This is a genomic window from Roseovarius sp. Pro17, from assembly GCF_035599575.1.
Lineage (GTDB): Bacteria > Pseudomonadota > Alphaproteobacteria > Rhodobacterales > Rhodobacteraceae > Roseovarius.
The window spans coordinates 3,628,650-3,643,898 of record NZ_CP141179.1 but is presented as its reverse complement, the minus strand read 5'-3'; the positions used below and the strand labels follow the sequence as shown (position 1 = coordinate 3,643,898).

Sequence of the window (15,249 nt, the reverse complement as noted above, 5' to 3'; positions counted from 1 at the left end):
CGGTTCTTTGGCGCGTCCCTGTCCGTGCCTGCGCACCTATGACAGGCTTTAGCCTGCCCAACACAATTCCATTCTGACAATACGGGAGAGGACCAATGTCCCCCAAGACGCTTTATGATAAAATCTGGGATGCCCATCTGGTGCACGCAGCCGAGGATGGCACTTGCCTGCTTTATATCGACCGGCATCTGGTGCACGAGGTGACCAGCCCGCAGGCCTTTGAGGGGCTGCGCATGACGGGCCGCACCGTGCGCGCACCGGACAAGACGATTGCCGTGCCGGATCACAACGTGCCGACGACGCTGGATCGTGCCAAGGGCATCGAAAACCCCGAGAGTAAGATTCAGGTCGATGCGCTGGACAAGAACGCCACCGATTTCGGCATCCACTACTACCCCGTCTCGGACGTGCGGCAAGGCATCGTGCATATCGTCGGTCCCGAGCAAGGCTGGACCCTGCCGGGCATGACTGTCGTTTGCGGCGATAGCCACACCGCCACTCATGGCGCATTTGGCGCGCTCGCGCATGGTATCGGCACCTCGGAGGTCGAGCATGTTCTGGCGACCCAGACGCTGATCCAGCGCAAGGGCAAGAATATGAAAGTCGAGATCACTGGCAAGCTGTCCAAGGGCGTCACCGCCAAGGACATTACCCTCAGTGTCATTGGCAAAACGGGGACGGCAGGTGGCACCGGCTATGTCATCGAATATTGCGGCGAGGCTATTCGCGATCTGTCCATGGAAGGTCGCATGACCGTCTGCAACATGGCGATTGAGGGCGGCGCACGCGCCGGTTTGATCGCGCCGGATGAAAAGACGTTTGAGTATTGCATGGGCCGCCCCCACGCGCCGAAGGGCGCGCAGTGGGAGGCCGCGCTGGCCTGGTGGAAAACGCTCTATTCCGACGATGATGCGCATTGGGACAAGGTCGTGACGCTCAAGGGCGAGGATATTGCACCGGTCGTCACGTGGGGTACCAGCCCCGAGGACGTGCTGCCGATCACCGCCAAAGTACCCGCCGCCAGCGATTTCACCGGTGGCAAGGTTGATGCGGCGCAGCGTTCGTTGGACTACATGGGCCTGACCGCTGGCACGCCGTTGAGCGAGGTCGAGATCGACACCGTTTTCATCGGTTCCTGTACCAACGGACGAATCGAGGATTTACGCGCCGCTGCCGCGATCCTCAAGGGCAAGAAGATCAAGGAAGGCCTTCGTGCCATGATCGTGCCCGGTTCGGGTCTCGTGCGTGCGCAGGCCGAAGAGGAGGGGCTGGCCGATATATTCATTGAGGCGGGCTTTGAGTGGCGCCTTGCGGGCTGCTCCATGTGCCTTGCGATGAACCCCGATCAGCTATCGCCGGGCGAGCGCTGCGCTGCCACGTCAAACCGCAATTTCGAAGGCCGTCAGGGCCGGGGCGGGCGCACACATCTGATGAGCCCCGCGATGGCGGCGGCGGCGGCGATCACCGGTCGCCTGACCGACGTGCGCGAGATGATGTGATGGCCTGCGCGTCAGGACGCCTTTCGCAGCTCACTATGCGATTTCAGCACTTCGTCGCCGTCCTGCTGCTGAATACGGTAGGCGGGTTCATCGGCCGACGCGTCGCGGGTTACTTCGGTGCCCTTGATCTTGAGCGTGATCTTCTGCGTGTAGACCTTGGCAATCTCGCCGGTTCCCGTGCCATTGCCCCAGTTCCATTCCACCTTCGTGCCTTCGCTGTATGACATGATGCCTCCCCTCTTTGCGTTCCACGACTGAATGCCAGCCGCTGCAGCCCAGTTCCGGGCGCGCGGTACTCGACAAAAGGATAGACCGATGGACAAATTCATCAAGATCAGCGGTATCGCCGCGCCAATGCCAATGATCAATATCGACACCGACATGATCATCCCCAAGCAGTTCCTCAAAACGATCAAGCGCTCGGGTCTTGGCGTGAATCTGTTCGATGAGATGCGCTATGACGATGATGGCAATGAATTGCCAGATTTCGTGCTGAACAAGCCGGCCTACCGCGAGGCCGAGATCCTTGTCGCGGGCGATAATTTCGGCTGCGGGTCCAGCCGTGAACATGCCCCTTGGGCGATCAAGGATTTTGGCATCCGCTGCGTCATCGCGCCCAGCTTTGCCGACATCTTTTACAACAACTGTTTCAAGAACGGCATCCTGCCCATCGCCCTCCCGCAGGAACAAGTCGATCTGCTGATGGCCGAAGCCGAAAAGGGCGCGAACGCGCGAATCGAAGTGGACCTGGAGGCGCAGACCGTCACCACGTCTGAAGGCGACGTGATCCCTTTTGAGGTCGATTCGTTCAAAAAGCATTGCCTGCTCGAAGGGCTGGACGATATTGGCTTGACAATGGAAAAAGCCGCGTCGATCGACATATTCGAGGCTGGCGCATCCGCTGCGCGCCCTTGGGTCTAGTGCACGCATCGCCCAAACCGGCCACAAAATAAGGCCGGGTGGGGTCTGCTTGTGGTAAAATCTCACGCCCCACCCACATATGGTAGTATGGTCAATCCCTGCTTCTCGAGCGACTGGACACTGATGCAATCGCGCATCAGTTGTGACAGATATTTTACGTAAGCGTAAATACGCCGATCAATTTCTTGAGCGCTCGTTTAAACAATACAAGATATTCAGGCACACCGCCATTAAGAGCGGGATCTATTTGGGATCAAGTTGGAGTAACGCCACGAAATATTATTGTGGCCGCCCAAGTTGAATGGAAGGGATTGTGTTGTGGTTTCACATGTCGCGGGCGCTGCTTTGCGCGCCATTTTGGTTGCCGTTCTTGTCGCCTTGCCGTCGCTGATGCTGGCGCAGGGTGCACAAGAAACGAGCCAGATTATATTGCTCATCGCAATCGTAGCGGGACTGCTGACCTTTGTCGATTATTCCGCAAAATCGCCCACAATCATTGAATTTCGCTTTGCGTCGCCGATCAACCGTATCAAGTTCGTCGCTCTAGCGCTGACGGTGCTGACCCTGTCGTCCATTGCGCGTGGCGGGGCAAATCCGGGCTCGCTTACGCTGCTTTTGGGTGATTTTGGGCGGATGCTGGGCGGCGCACTGGATTTCCCCTATTCGCCGGTTCGCCACGTGCTGCTTCTGGTGCCTGCGCACACGCCGCTGGCCGTCGCCGATTTTGTCGGGATCGCGGCGGGACTAAGCTATTCGGCATCGCTGGTCATGGTGGTGCTTTTTGCGATTATGGTGCGTGTGACGGGATGGCCTGTGCGGCGTGGTGCGTTCAACGTCTGGATGAACTTGCCTATGTTTGACCCGACGCGCGGCGGCGATGTGGTGCATAAGTTGCAGCGCGAGGCGGGCATTAACATTTCCTTAGGGTTTTTGATGCCATTCTTGCTGCCTGTGATCGTCACAGTGATGCAGGGGGTATTCGAAACTGCATCGGTGTTGCACGCTCATACTCTGATCTGGATGATTTGTGGATGGGCCTTTCTTCCTGCCGGTCTGGTGATGCGCGGTATCGCGATGTACCGGGTGGCCGAGCTGATTTCAGCCAAGCGGCGGCGCGCCTATGCGCAGGCCGAGGACGCGCTGCAAACGGTCTGATCGCGCTGTGCGTGTTCTGGCTGGCGATGATCACTCCGGCCTGGGGCGACACGCTGCGAATCGCCACATTTAACACCGATCTTGACCGCGATGGACCTGGTCTGCTGCTGCGCGACATTGCGCGCGGGGATGCGCAGGCCGAGGTTGTGGCGCAGGTTGTCGCCGATATGCGCGCTGACGTCATCCTGTTGCAGAATGTCGATTACGATATTGAGCTGCGCGCATTGGGGGCGCTGCGCGATCTGATTGCAGACAAAGGGCTGCGCTATACCGTGATGTTCGCGCTGATGCCAAACACCGGCATGGCAACCGACCTCGACATGGATGGCGACGGACGGTTGGGCGAACCTGAGGATGCACAGGGCCACGGTGCCTTTGCCGGGCAGGGCGGCATGGCGATTCTGTCGCGGTGGCCCGTGGATATGGATGGCGTGCAGGATCTGAGCGCGCTTTTGTGGAAGGACATGCCGCAGCCGATGCTGCCGGTCGTGGATGGCGCCCCCTTTCCATCGGCGCAGGCCCAGGCCGCCCTGAGACTGGCGGACGTGGCGCATTGGGCCGTGCCGATACTGCACGATAGCGGCCCGGTTACATTGCTGGCATTTCATGCCAGCCCGCCGGTATTCGACGGGCCAGAGGATCGTAATGGACGGCGCAACCATGATCAGCTGCGATTTTGGCGGCATTATCTGGATGGTGCGTTTGGGGATGCGCCTGATGCGCGGTTCGTCCTGTTGGGCCATGCCAATCAGGACCCGAACCGGAGCGAGGGCATCAAGGCCGGAATTCGCGGCCTTCTGTCGGACCCTCGCATTCAAGACGTTTTGCCACTGCGCCCCGAGGGCGAGCCGGCTGAGGCAACGGTGAACTGGCCGCGCGTCGATCCGCCCCTGATGCGCGTTGGCTATGTCCTGCCGTCACGCGACTGGACCGTAATGGATGCGGGCGTGCATTGGCCCGCGACCGGCAAGGCTGCGCAGATCGCTGAAACCGCCAGCCGCCACCGCATCGTCTGGGTCGATCTAAAGGCTGATTCGCTTTAGACCCACTTGGCCATGGGAGGCAGCGACATCAGCACCGCGTTCGCATCATGCCCGGTGGCGAGGCCGAATTTCGTTCCGCGGTCGTAGACGAGGTTGTATTCGGCATAAAGGCCGCGATGCACCAGTTGCACGTCTTTGTCTGCATCGGTCCAATCCTGCACGCGCCGGGCCTTGATCAGTGGCAAAAACGCCGGCAAAAAGGCTCGGCCGATATCCTGAGTGAGGGCGAAATCAGCCTCCCAATCGCCTGAGTTTTGATCGTCCATGAAAATACCGCCAACACCCCGCGCGCGGTGACGATGGGGGATATAGAAGTACTCATCCGCCCAAGCCTTGAATCGTGGGTAGTGATCGGTGCTGTGAGGATCTAGATGCACCTGCTGCTGGGTGTGAAAATGCGCGGTATCCTCGGGATATTCGATGCAAGGGTTCAGGTCGGAACCGCCGCCAAACCACCATGCATGGGGCGTCCAGAACATGCGCGTGTTCATGTGCACGGCTGGACAATGCGGGTTCTGCATATGCGCGACCAAGCTGATGCCGCTGGCCCAGAAGCTGGGATCGGCCTCCATCCCCGGCACGCCGCGGGCGGCCATCGCCCTTTGCGCCGCCTCGCCCAGTTGGCCATAGACCTCGGACACGTTCACGCCGACTTTTTCAAAGACGCGACCACCGCGCATGACGCTCATTAATCCACCGCCTGCATCGCCACCGCCCTCAGCGGCACGGCTGGTTTTGCTGACGTCGAAACGGCCCGGCGTGGCATCTGAAAGGGGGCCGGTGTCGTGGCTGTCCTCCAGCCCTTCGAAAGCCGTCACGATCTGGTCGCGAAGGGTTTGAAACCATTCGGCAGCGCGGCGTTTCTGGCCGCCAAAATCATCTGTCATGGATGTCCCTTTCGGCTGGGATCAGTGGGCGGGCGACGCAACCGGGTCGACCAGCGATCGGCCGCCGTCCAGCGTCAGGATCTGCCCGGTCATGAACCCCGCACCTTCGCTGGCGAGGAACTGCACCGCATCGGCCAGCTCGCTACAGGCGGCGATGCGCCCCAACGGGGTGTGCGATTCGATGTCCGAGCGATAATCACCGTGATCCTTCAGGGTTTCCTGCAAGGAGCGGCTCATGACCGATCCAAAGGCAACCGCGTTCACCCGGATGCGATGTGGCGCCAGCGTAACGGCCAGCGAGCGCGTCATCTGATCGATGGCCGCCGATGAAATGCCGTAGGCCAGCAGCTCGGGATGGGCGCGCCCTGTGACGATCGACGACAGATTGACGATTGCGCCGCCCGGTGGCGTTTCCTCCCCCTCGGCTTGCTTAATCATGCGCTTGGCGACCAGTTGGCTCAGGCGCAGGGCTGTCATCAGGTTCTGTTGGATCAGCATTTCGACCGCGTCGTCATCGGGGTTCAGCGGGTCGGACGTGACCACCTGCCGCGAGGCGTTGACCAGAATATCGACCGAATCAAAGGCGTCGATCGTGGCAGAAAGCAGGTTTGCCAGCGTCAGTTTTTCGCGCAGATCACCTGCGAAGTATCGGATCGGCCCGTCATCGGCATGTTCGCCAAGCTGATCGGTGAGGGCGTCCTCGTCCATGTCGGCGAACATGACATTCGCGCCCTTGTCGGCCAGATGCCGCCCTATGGCGAGGCCGATACCGTTGGCCCCGCCGGTGACGATAGCCGTCTTGCCGGAGATCGAAAATGACATTTTACGTATCCTTATGCGGGATGTTGGTCGGCGCTCAGCGCTTCTTGCGCATGGGGCGGCGCGCGTGCAGCAACTTGAACCTTGTGTCGCCGCCGGGTGCCTCGGTCACGTCGACGAATAGCCCGGCGAGCGTCTGCTCGTAGGGCAAATGGCGATTGGCGACCATCCACAGCTGCCCAGAGGGCTTCAGCATCTCGGCGGCGGCAGCGATAAAGGCGCGGCCCAGCGCGGGATCGGCCTTGCGCGCGGTGTGAAAGGGTGGGTTCATCAGGACGGTGTCAGCCGCCGTCTCGGGACGCCAGCGCAGCGCGTCCTCCCAATGAAATTGCGCGCGTGGGTCAGTGACGTTGAGCCGCGCGCAGGACAGCGCGGCATGATCCGCCTCGACTGCGTCGATCTGGCGAATGCTTTCGCGCGACAGCGCCCGGTGTGTGAGGTATCCCCAGCCGGCGCCCAGATCAATGACATGCGCGCCCAGTGTCTCGGGCAGGTTATCAGCCAATGCGCGCGAGGCGGGGTCGATCCCGTCTGCGGAAAAGACGCCCGGCGCAGTGACGTAGCCATCTTCGATTTCGCCCGGCTCGCCTGTGCGCCAATCGTCCAGGGCGGGCGCGGGATTCATCCAGAACAGCTTGCCATGGGCCTTGTTGATGGGGCCGGCGACTCCGTCAGCGCGTTTGCGGCATCCCTTTAGCGCCGATTCGATACCATCGGTTTTCAGCCCGTCAACGATGACCGGCCCGTCGGTGACGTCAGCCGCCTCTGCGATCAGGGCGCGCGCGCGATCCTTGGCGCGCGGCAGGCAGACCAGCGACGCACCATAGCGGCCCTCGGGCGCGGTGTTGCAGGCATAGCCCAGCGCGGCGAAGTAATCGCGGTCAGGTTTATTGCCGGTAATGATGTGGCACAGGTCCTGCGGCAGGGGCGACAGATCAGTGTCGGCTGTGGGCGCGAACACGGCAATACGCGCTCCATCCGGCAGCGTCAGATTGCCGCCCTCGAGCGCCAATGATAGTCGAATGCCTGTCATAGGGTCTATTCCCGTTCCATAGTGCACTGCAGCGGATGCTGGTGCTGGCGGGCAAAGTCCATGACCTGCGCCACTTTTGTTTCAGCGATCTCGTGGCTAAAGACGCCCACGACAGCGAGGCCCTTTTTATGCACGGTCAGCATGATTTCGAACGACTGCGCGCTGCTGAGGCCAAAGAATCGCTCCAACACGGCGACGACGAATTCCATCGGCGTATAGTCGTCATTGAGCAACAATACCTTATAGAGGGGCGGGCGTTTGGTTTTTGGGCGCGTGGCGACTACGACCGAGCTCTCCTCATCGTCGTCCTGTCCGGCCATTTTCCAAGGGTGCGATATCATGAGGTCCATGGGTCTGCTGCAAGAGTCGATTTCTAGGCCATCTATATAGACCTTGGGGGCCAATTTGAAAGGGGGGTGGTGTAACCGCAGGCGCCCTTGCCGCCAGGTCGTCACAGAGCGCAGTGCCGTCGGCAATAAAGTCGCAGGCATTGGCGGCGCGCGCGCCCTTCGGCAGACGGTATTTCAGCGTGGTCTGCGCTACTCGGTGCCCCATCCCTCGGACTGCATTTCCTCTAATCTGCTGGCCGTACGCTCGAACTCGAACGTGCCTTCACCCTCGACATAAAGGTATTCGGGCGTAGCGGCGGCCGAACAGATCAGGCGTACCTTTGCCTCGTAAAGCGCGTCGATCAGCGTGACGAACCGCTTTGCCTCGTTAAAGTTCTGGCGGCTGAGCAGAGGAATATCCTCCAGCACCAGCACGCGCGCTGCATCGGCCAGGGCGAGGTAGTCGGCAGGGCCCAGCATCCGTCCACACAGGTGATAGAATGTCGCCCGGGCTACGCCATTGTGAAAGGCGGGGATTTCCAGTTCGCGCTTTTGCACGGTCAGGGTATGCGGCTGCGCCTCGCCGTGGGTCAGACTTTGCCAGATCTTTTCGATCTGCGCACGGGCGCTGGCATCGTTTGGGGTGAAATAGGTCGGACTGCCTGCAATCCGGTCCTGCCGATAATCGGTGGGCGAGGCCAGTTGATGCACCACCATGTTCTGCTTGAGTAGGTCAATGAAGGGCAGGAAAAGCTGACGGTTGAGGCCGTCTTTGTAGAGGTCGTCGGGGGCGCGGTTTGATGTTGTCACCACTACGACACCTGCATCGAACAGCGCCTGAAACAGCCGCCCGACGATCATCGCGTCGGTAATGTCGGTGATCTGCATCTCATCAAAGGCCAGCAGGCGCACGTCTGCCGCCACCTTTTCGGCCACCGGGGCCACTGCATCCTGAGCGCCCTTTTGCCGCGCGGCATGAATGCCTGCGTGGATTTCCTGCATGAAGGCGTGGAAATGCACGCGGCGGCTGGGGACGTAGAGCGAGGCCGCGAACAGATCCATCAGCATGGATTTGCCGCGCCCCACACCACCCCAAATATATAGCCCCTTGGGCGGCGCCGGTGCTTTGCGGAACCAGCCATTTTGCTGTGGAGCGTCCAGTTCCGCGCGGATGCGCTCGAATTCGGGCAGGATGGCTTCTTGTGCCGGGTCGGTAGCCAGTTCACCGGATTTGATCTTGGCGGCGTAGATGTCGGGCAGTGTTGTCATAGGCTCCGCAATACCTTGCGCTGACGTGGGTTAAAAGCGTTCAGGCGCGCGCATCCTTAGGCGAGCCCATGACGACATAGGAGGTGATGGCGTTCACCTGTGGCAGCACGCCCATGACATCAGTGTGAAACGCCTTGTAGCTAGGCAGGTCCAAGACCTCGATGCGCAGAAGATACTCGACCGAGCCGGTGATGCTGTGACATTCGACAACTTCGGGCGCGCGCGCCATCGCGCGTTCAAACGCCTCTTGGCTGGCCTTGGTGTGGCTGTTCAGGCCCACCGCGGCATAGGCGACAAAGCCGACGCCCATCGCGCTTCGGTTCAGGACCGCGCGATAGCCTGCGATGATTCCGCGCCGCTCCAGATCCTGCACGCGGCGCAGGCAGGCGCTGGGCGACAGGCCGCAGCGATCGGCCAACTCAATGTTGCTGATGCGACCGTTGCGGGAAAGCTCTTGCAATATGCGGTCGGTTATCTGATCCATAATGATGAGTAGTTGCACAGAAATTCTATCAGCGCAAAGAAACGCAACTTCATTGCGGCTAAACTGCACAATATTGCACGAATGACATTTGAAATCCTCACAGCCCTCGTGGCCTTTTGTTTTGTCGGCGTGATCACGCCCGGCCCAAACAACCTCATGTTGATGGCGTCGGGTGCCAATTTCGGCTTTCGCCGGACAGTGCCGCATATGTTCGGGGTCGGTCTGGGAATGCCCATCCTCGTCACTCTGGTCGGTATTGGCATCATCCGGGTGTTCGAAGCGTTTCCCATCGTTCAGACGGTGCTGACGGTGTTGAGCGTCGCTTACCTGCTGTTTCTCGCGTGGAAGATCGGCAATGCCGCCCCACCTGCGCAGAGCATGGCCGAAGAGACGGGCACGCCGCTGACCTTTCTTCAGGCCGCTGCGTTCCAGTGGGTCAATCCCAAGGCGTGGTTCATGGCGCTGTCGGCCATCACGCTCTATGCGGGCGGGCGCGAGCCGACGGCGATCCTGTGGGTCGCGGGGGCCTATTGCGCAGTGTCCATCATCAGCACGACCAGTTGGGTCGCGCTGGGCCAACAGATGCGCCGATTCCTCGACACGCCCATACGGCTGCGTATGTTTAACTGGACCATGGCGGCGCTGCTGGTCGCGACACTTATCCCCGTGTTATGGGCGTCCAACGACAAACCGGCTGCCACGGAAATATCGAATGATTTTGACGCTACTGCACACTAGTGAAGCTCATCGTGCTACCTTTGATGCGCTAAAGGCGGACATTGCGCCCGAGGCCAGGTTGAACCACATCGTGCGGCCCGATTGGCTGGCCCGCGCGCAGGGCGGTATCGACGCGCGTTTGCAGGCCGAGATTGCTGAGGCGGTCGACAGCGCGCCCGGCGCGGTTCTATGCACCTGCACGACGTTGGGGCCGGTTGCGGGCGACCTTGGCGCAATCCGGGTCGATGCGCCGATGATGCAGGAAGCGGCGCGCATTGCGGCGCAGGCGGGGGGTGACATCGTCATGGCCTATTGCCTTGATAGTACGCTTGAGCCCTCTGCAGCGCTGCTGGATGCCGCGCTAGAGGCGCAGAGACACAAGGCCAAGGTGCACGCGCTGTCACTGGCCGAATTCTGGCCGCTGTTTGAGGCAGGGCAGGTGGGGCCGTTTCATGCCGTCGTCGCGGCCGCGATTCGCGAGAATATCGAATCTGTTCCGGATGCCGCTTGCATCGTTTTGGCGCAGGCGTCGATGGCAGGGGCTGCACCGCTACTGAACGGTCTCGTCACCCCGGTGTTGGCGTCGCCCGAATTGGCCCTGCGCGTAGCATTGGGCCTTGCGAATTGATTGCATTTCAAACGCTGCCCGGCCATATAACGCAGGCACCAAACCGGAGCGTGTTCATGACTCACTACCTCGATTTTGAAAAACCCCTCGCCGAGATCGAAGGCAAGGCCGAAGAGTTGCGTGCGATGGCCCGCGCCGGTGAAGGTGTGGATGTCGAAGAAGAGGCAGCCGCGCTGGACAAGAAGGCGGCGATCATGCTGCGCGATCTCTACAGGGATCTAACGCCCTGGCGTAAATGTCAGGTCGCGCGCCACCCTGAACGGCCCCATTGCCGGGACTACATTCAGGCGCTGTTTACCGAATACACACCGCTGGCTGGCGATCGGAACTTTGCCGACGATCACGCCGTCATGGGGGGCCTTGCGCGGCTGGATGACCGTCCTGTCATGGTGATCGGCCATGAAAAGGGCAACGACACCAAGTCCCGGATCGAGCGTAATTTTGGCATGGCCCGCCCCGAAGGTTATCGCAAGGCGATCCGCCTGATGGACATGGCCGATAAATTCAGCCTGCCGGTGATCACGCTGATCGACACACCCGGCGCCTACCCCGGCAAGGGTGCCGAAGAGCGCGGCCAATCCGAGGCAATCGCCCGCTCGACCGAGAAATGCCTGCAAATCGGCGTGCCGCTGGTCAGTGTCGTGATCGGTGAGGGTGGATCGGGCGGCGCTGTCGCCTTTGCCAGCGCGAACCGCGTGGCGATGCTTCAGCACTCGGTTTATTCGGTAATCTCCCCCGAAGGCTGCGCGTCGATCCTTTGGAAAGACTCCGAGAAAATGCGCGAAGCCGCCGAGGCGCTACGCTTGACCGCGCAAGACCTGATCAAGCTGGGCATTACCGACCGCATCATCGATGAACCGATGGGCGGCGCGCACCGCGATCCGAAAACGTCGATGGCCAATGTCGGCACCGCGCTGGGCGAGATGCTAAAGGATCTGGACGGCAAGAGCCCCAAGGCGCTGATCACCGACCGGCGTCAAAAATTCCTGAACATGGGCAGCAAGGGCCTCGCTGCGTGAGATGACGCTTTAGGTCGCTAGCATCCTGAGGCCCTGCGTCACGTCCGAGCGTACAGCGAGGCGCAAGGCAGGCTCGTCCCCCGCCTTGAGCGCACCGATGATGAGGCGGTGATAGGGTGGCGGTTCCTTTTGACGCAGCCGCCCGTATAGTTTGCGCATTGTCGGGCCCATTTGCAGCCACACCGTTTCGGCCATGGCCAGCATCGCAGGGGCCTGCGCGCGCAGATACAGCGTGCGGTGAAACTCCAGATTGCGGCGAATATAGGCGACGGCGTCGTGGCGCGCGATATCCTCGGCGATGGCTTGGTTGATCGTGGTCAGCCGGTCAATCAGTGCGATATGCGCGCGCGGCAGGGCGCGGCTGGCCAGCTCGACCTCCAGCAGGGAGCGCAGCGCGGCCAGCTCCTCAATCCGGTCATTGTTCAGCTCTGGCGTCGAGACGCGTCCCGAATTGCTCAGCGTCAGTGCGCCCTCGGCCACCAGCCTGCGCAGCGCCTCGCGCGCTGGGGTCATCGACACGTCGAACTCGCGCCCGATGCCGCGCAGAGTCAGCGACTGACCCGGCGGAATCTGGCCATACATGATGCGCGAACGCAGGCCGCGGTATACGCGGTCATGGGCGGCAGGCGCCGGATCTGGGCGAGGATTCATCAACATGACATCGTTGTGATCACAAATGCGCGCCGCGTCAATCAAACCTATAACGATGCAGGCCAGTGCCGTTCTGGCGCAGCCATTTTCGATGCGTCTGATAGTCCGGCATCAACGCCGCAACCAATGCCCAGAAGGCGGGCGAGTGGTTCATTTGCTCCAGATGTGCGACCTCATGCGCTGCGACATAGTCCAGCACATCCGGTGGAGCCATGATCAGCCGCCACGAATAACTGAGGCCCGCCGAGGACGAACAAGACCCCCAGCGGGACCGCGTATCGCGCAGGGTAATGCGGCCATAGGGGCGGCCTAACGCCGCAGCGTAGCGATCAGACGCCGCCACCAGCCGTTCACGGGCGAGCGTCCTAAGCCAGGCTTGCAGGCGGGCAGGCTGGCCGCCCGGCACCAGCAGTGTGTCGCCTGACGGGAACACGCGCCGCCCGGTGCCTGCCTCCAGCCGCAGCATCCGCCCCTCGACCGGGATGTCGGCGCCGGGCGCAACGATCACCTCGGGCACGCGATCGGCCAGATGCCCTTGCAGCCAGTCCTGTTTAGAGCGGGCGAAATCCAGCGCCTCGCGCTCGGGCAGGCCCTTTGGCAATGTCAGAGTGACGCGTCCATCCAGCGCGCTGACGCGCAAGGATATGCGCCGCGCCCGCGCCGAGCGGCGCAGTGTCAGTGCAATCGGGGGGTTGCCGGAAAGGAAATGATCGCCCATATGCCTGACTGTCGCTGCGGGTGCTTTGTCTTAAAGGCTTTGACACCTTTGCCCTGTTATGGCAGGTGGCGCAGATCGCATGCAAGACACCATATTTGAAAGGGACGTACATGCCTAAGGCAGAATGGGGCGTCAAGCGGCTGTGCCCGACGACCGAACAGCGCTTTTACGACCTGAACAAGGATCCGATCATCAGCCCGTACACGGGTGAGGTCGTCGAGCTGAACACCGGCAAGAGCCGGTCGATCAAGGCCGACGCTGAAGATGCCGAGACCAAGAAGATGAAAGAGGCCAACACCGAAGACAGTGCGGTGCTGGACGACGATGACGACGAAGATGATGCCGACGTCAATCTGGGCGATGATGTGCTCGAGGATGACGACGACGATGATGATGTGTCGTTGGACGAGATCGCCGACGTCGCAGCAGACGACGACGACAGCTGACGCAAGTAGCTGATACAGAACGGCCGGGCCGGATTTTTTCGCTTGATCCCGCCCGGTGCTTTGCCTAAAGCGTTTCGACGTATCGTTGACTTAAGACAGTATGTCGAAATGCCCACGACGATTGGGTGTCGCGCGTTTCGAACTTAACTCGAAACGCTATAGTCAGCACCCAGCGGCCCCTTGGGCCGCATCGGGGCCTTAGCTCAGCTGGGAGAGCGCCTGCATGGCATGCAGGAGGTCAGGGGTTCGATCCCCCTAGGCTCCACCAAACTTCTCTTTGATTGCGCCGACTGTGTTCGCTTTGCCCGCCGTTTCACACGGCAGCAAATGCAGCGCGGACAGCATCGACGAATTGGGCCGCTTCGCTATCATTTAGAATCAGGGGCGGGCGGATCTTGAGGATGTTGGCGCCGGGCCCGGTCGCGCTGATTAATACGCCGTTTCGACGCAGGTGATTGACGACAAAGCGTGCCAGCGCACCATCGGGCGCGTTTGTGCTGCGATCGCTCACACATTCGACGGCCAGAAATAGGCCTGCGCCGCGCACCTCACCGATGTCGTCACGCTTGGCGGCGATGTCTTGCAGCCCTGCTTTCATCGCTGCGCCGACACGGCGGGAATTTTCCTGCAGCCCCTCGTCCTCGATCACATCCAGCACGGCCATGCCTGCCGCAGCAGCGACCGGGTTGCCGCCAAACGTGTTGAAATAGCGTGCCTTCTCACCGAACTCCTGCACCAGATGCGGCTGCATCGCCGTGCCAGAGACCGGAAATCCATTGCCCATCGGTTTGCCCATCGTGACCATGTCAGGCACCAGCTCGTGCCGTTGAAAGCCCCAGAAGGCATCGCCCGTGCGCGCGAACCCCGGTTGCACCTCATCGGCGATGAAAATGCCGCCCTCGGCGCGGATCAAATCCACCGCCGGTTTAAGAAAGCCTACCGGATCGGGATAGAGGCCATCACTGGAAAACACCGTATCGACGATAAAGGCCGCAGGCTCGATCCCGTCTTGGCGCATTTCAGCAATCGCTGCGGCCAGATCGGCGGCGAGGCGCGCGCCTTGTTCTTCGGGCGGGACGGTCAGCGAATTGGGAGCATCTATCAGCCGCACGCGCGGGCCTCGTGGGACGAATTCACCCAGCGACGGCGACAGCTCGGATACCGATTCGCTAAGGCCGTGATAGGCGAGGCGGGTGACGATAACGCCTTGGCGGCGCGTGTAAGAACGCGCGATGCGCAGCGCCAGATCGTTTGCCTCTGATCCGGTGCAGGTGAACATCACATGTCCCAGCGCGTCCGGCATCGTGGCCAGCAGCCGCTCGGCGTAATCGACCACGCCGTCATGCAGATAGCGGGTGTGAGTGTTCAAAACGCCAAGTTGCTCGCTGATCGCGCGCACAACGTGAGGATGGCAATGGCCCAGCGAGGCGACATTGTTGTAGGCGTCCAGATACTTGTTGCCCGCCTTGTCCCAGACCCACGCGCCTTGTCCGCGCACCAGATGCAGCGGCTCCTCGTAAAAGAGGCGATAGGCGGGCCCCAGCGCCTTTGCCCGGCGCGCGATCAGCGCCTTGTCCTCTGGGTCGAGGCTTGTGTCGCTCGCGGCATCGTAGGCGTTGACCATGGTCATG

Annotated in this window: 18 protein-coding genes and 1 tRNA gene; 9 read left to right on the top strand and 10 right to left on the bottom strand. The window is 61.2% G+C overall.

Going from position 1 to position 15,249, the window contains the following annotated elements:
- Positions 1–95 precede the first annotated feature (95 nt).
- Positions 96–1,499, top strand: coding sequence for a 3-isopropylmalate dehydratase large subunit (gene leuC / locus U3654_RS17615; protein ID WP_324752830.1), 1,404 nt, complete (start codon positions 96–98; stop codon positions 1,497–1,499).
- Positions 1,500–1,510: 11 nt separating this feature from the next.
- Here the strand turns inward: leuC and U3654_RS17610 are convergent, their stop codons facing one another.
- Positions 1,511–1,726, bottom strand: coding sequence for a DUF2945 domain-containing protein (locus tag U3654_RS17610; protein WP_324752829.1), 216 nt, complete (start codon positions 1,724–1,726; stop codon positions 1,511–1,513).
- 88 nt (positions 1,727–1,814) lie between these two features.
- Here U3654_RS17610 and leuD point away from each other — a divergent pair, with 88 nt between their 5' ends.
- The 3 genes from leuD (at position 1,815) to U3654_RS17595 (ending at position 4,618) form a co-directional block, all read left to right on the top strand.
- Positions 1,815–2,420: a 3-isopropylmalate dehydratase small subunit gene (gene leuD / locus U3654_RS17605; protein WP_324752828.1), complete on the top strand. Its 606-nt coding sequence runs from the start codon at positions 1,815–1,817 to the stop codon at positions 2,418–2,420.
- Positions 2,421–2,738: 318 nt separating this feature from the next.
- Positions 2,739–3,575, top strand: coding sequence for a hypothetical protein (locus tag U3654_RS17600; RefSeq protein ID WP_324752827.1), 837 nt, complete (start codon positions 2,739–2,741; stop codon positions 3,573–3,575).
- Positions 3,576–3,601: 26 nt separating this feature from the next.
- Complete coding sequence (locus tag U3654_RS17595) at positions 3,602–4,618, top strand: endonuclease/exonuclease/phosphatase family protein (protein ID WP_324755322.1); 1,017 nt, start codon at positions 3,602–3,604, stop codon at positions 4,616–4,618.
- Here the strand turns inward: U3654_RS17595 and hemF are convergent.
- The 6 genes from hemF to U3654_RS17565 form a co-directional block, all read right to left on the bottom strand.
- Entirely contained in the window at positions 4,615–5,505 is an 891-nt protein-coding gene (gene hemF, locus U3654_RS17590) for an oxygen-dependent coproporphyrinogen oxidase (RefSeq protein WP_324752826.1), read from the bottom strand. The genes U3654_RS17595 and hemF overlap by 4 nt on opposite strands.
- Positions 5,506–5,526: 21 nt before the next feature.
- Entirely contained in the window at positions 5,527–6,327 is an 801-nt protein-coding gene (locus tag U3654_RS17585; protein ID WP_324752825.1) for an SDR family oxidoreductase, read from the bottom strand.
- 34 nt (positions 6,328–6,361) lie between these two features.
- Positions 6,362–7,357 carry a class I SAM-dependent methyltransferase gene (locus tag U3654_RS17580; protein ID WP_324752823.1) on the bottom strand — a complete coding sequence of 332 codons (996 nt, stop codon included), beginning with the start codon at positions 7,355–7,357 and terminating at the stop codon, positions 6,362–6,364.
- A gap of 5 nt (positions 7,358–7,362) precedes the next feature.
- Positions 7,363–7,698 (bottom strand): ATP-dependent Clp protease adapter ClpS, encoded by a 336-nt coding sequence (gene clpS / locus U3654_RS17575; RefSeq protein WP_324755321.1) that lies wholly within the window; start codon positions 7,696–7,698, stop codon positions 7,363–7,365.
- 198 nt (positions 7,699–7,896) lie between these two features.
- On the bottom strand, positions 7,897–8,955 hold the full coding sequence (gene zapE / locus U3654_RS17570; RefSeq protein ID WP_324752822.1) for a cell division protein ZapE: 1,059 nt from the start codon (positions 8,953–8,955) through the stop codon (positions 7,897–7,899).
- 40 nt (positions 8,956–8,995) lie between these two features.
- Positions 8,996–9,439: an Lrp/AsnC family transcriptional regulator gene (locus U3654_RS17565; RefSeq protein ID WP_324755320.1), complete on the bottom strand. Its 444-nt coding sequence runs from the start codon at positions 9,437–9,439 to the stop codon at positions 8,996–8,998.
- Positions 9,440–9,520: 81 nt separating this feature from the next.
- Here U3654_RS17565 and U3654_RS17560 point away from each other — a divergent pair, with 81 nt between their 5' ends.
- The 3 genes from U3654_RS17560 to U3654_RS17550 are packed head-to-tail and all read left to right on the top strand — an operon-like array spanning position 9,521 to position 11,803.
- Entirely contained in the window at positions 9,521–10,177 is a 657-nt protein-coding gene (locus U3654_RS17560; RefSeq protein ID WP_324752821.1) for a LysE family translocator, read from the top strand.
- On the top strand, positions 10,152–10,784 hold the full coding sequence (locus tag U3654_RS17555) for a hypothetical protein (RefSeq protein WP_324752820.1): 633 nt from the start codon (positions 10,152–10,154) through the stop codon (positions 10,782–10,784). The genes U3654_RS17560 and U3654_RS17555 overlap by 26 nt, the downstream gene beginning before the upstream one ends.
- Before the next feature lie 56 nt (positions 10,785–10,840).
- Positions 10,841–11,803, top strand: a complete 963-nt coding sequence (locus tag U3654_RS17550) for an acetyl-CoA carboxylase carboxyltransferase subunit alpha (protein ID WP_324752819.1) — start codon at positions 10,841–10,843, stop codon at positions 11,801–11,803.
- A gap of 9 nt (positions 11,804–11,812) precedes the next feature.
- Here the strand turns inward: U3654_RS17550 and U3654_RS17545 are convergent, their stop codons facing one another.
- Both U3654_RS17545 and U3654_RS17540 read right to left on the bottom strand, forming a co-directional pair.
- Complete coding sequence (locus U3654_RS17545; RefSeq protein WP_324752818.1) at positions 11,813–12,460, bottom strand: GntR family transcriptional regulator; 648 nt, start codon at positions 12,458–12,460, stop codon at positions 11,813–11,815.
- A 31-nt stretch (positions 12,461–12,491) separates the two neighbouring features.
- Positions 12,492–13,172 carry a SprT family zinc-dependent metalloprotease gene (locus U3654_RS17540; protein ID WP_324752817.1) on the bottom strand — a complete coding sequence of 227 codons (681 nt, stop codon included), beginning with the start codon at positions 13,170–13,172 and terminating at the stop codon, positions 12,492–12,494.
- Between the two features lie 110 nt (positions 13,173–13,282).
- Between U3654_RS17540 and U3654_RS17535 the strand changes: the two genes are divergently transcribed.
- Positions 13,283–13,618 carry a TIGR02300 family protein gene (locus tag U3654_RS17535; RefSeq protein ID WP_324752816.1) on the top strand — a complete coding sequence of 112 codons (336 nt, stop codon included), beginning with the start codon at positions 13,283–13,285 and terminating at the stop codon, positions 13,616–13,618.
- A gap of 192 nt (positions 13,619–13,810) precedes the next feature.
- Positions 13,811–13,886 (top strand) — tRNA-Ala (locus U3654_RS17530).
- Positions 13,887–13,931: 45 nt separating this feature from the next.
- Here U3654_RS17530 and U3654_RS17525 read toward each other — a convergent pair.
- Positions 13,932–15,248, bottom strand: coding sequence for an aspartate aminotransferase family protein (locus U3654_RS17525; RefSeq protein WP_324752815.1), 1,317 nt, complete (start codon positions 15,246–15,248; stop codon positions 13,932–13,934).
- Between the last annotated feature and the right edge of the window lies 1 nt (position 15,249).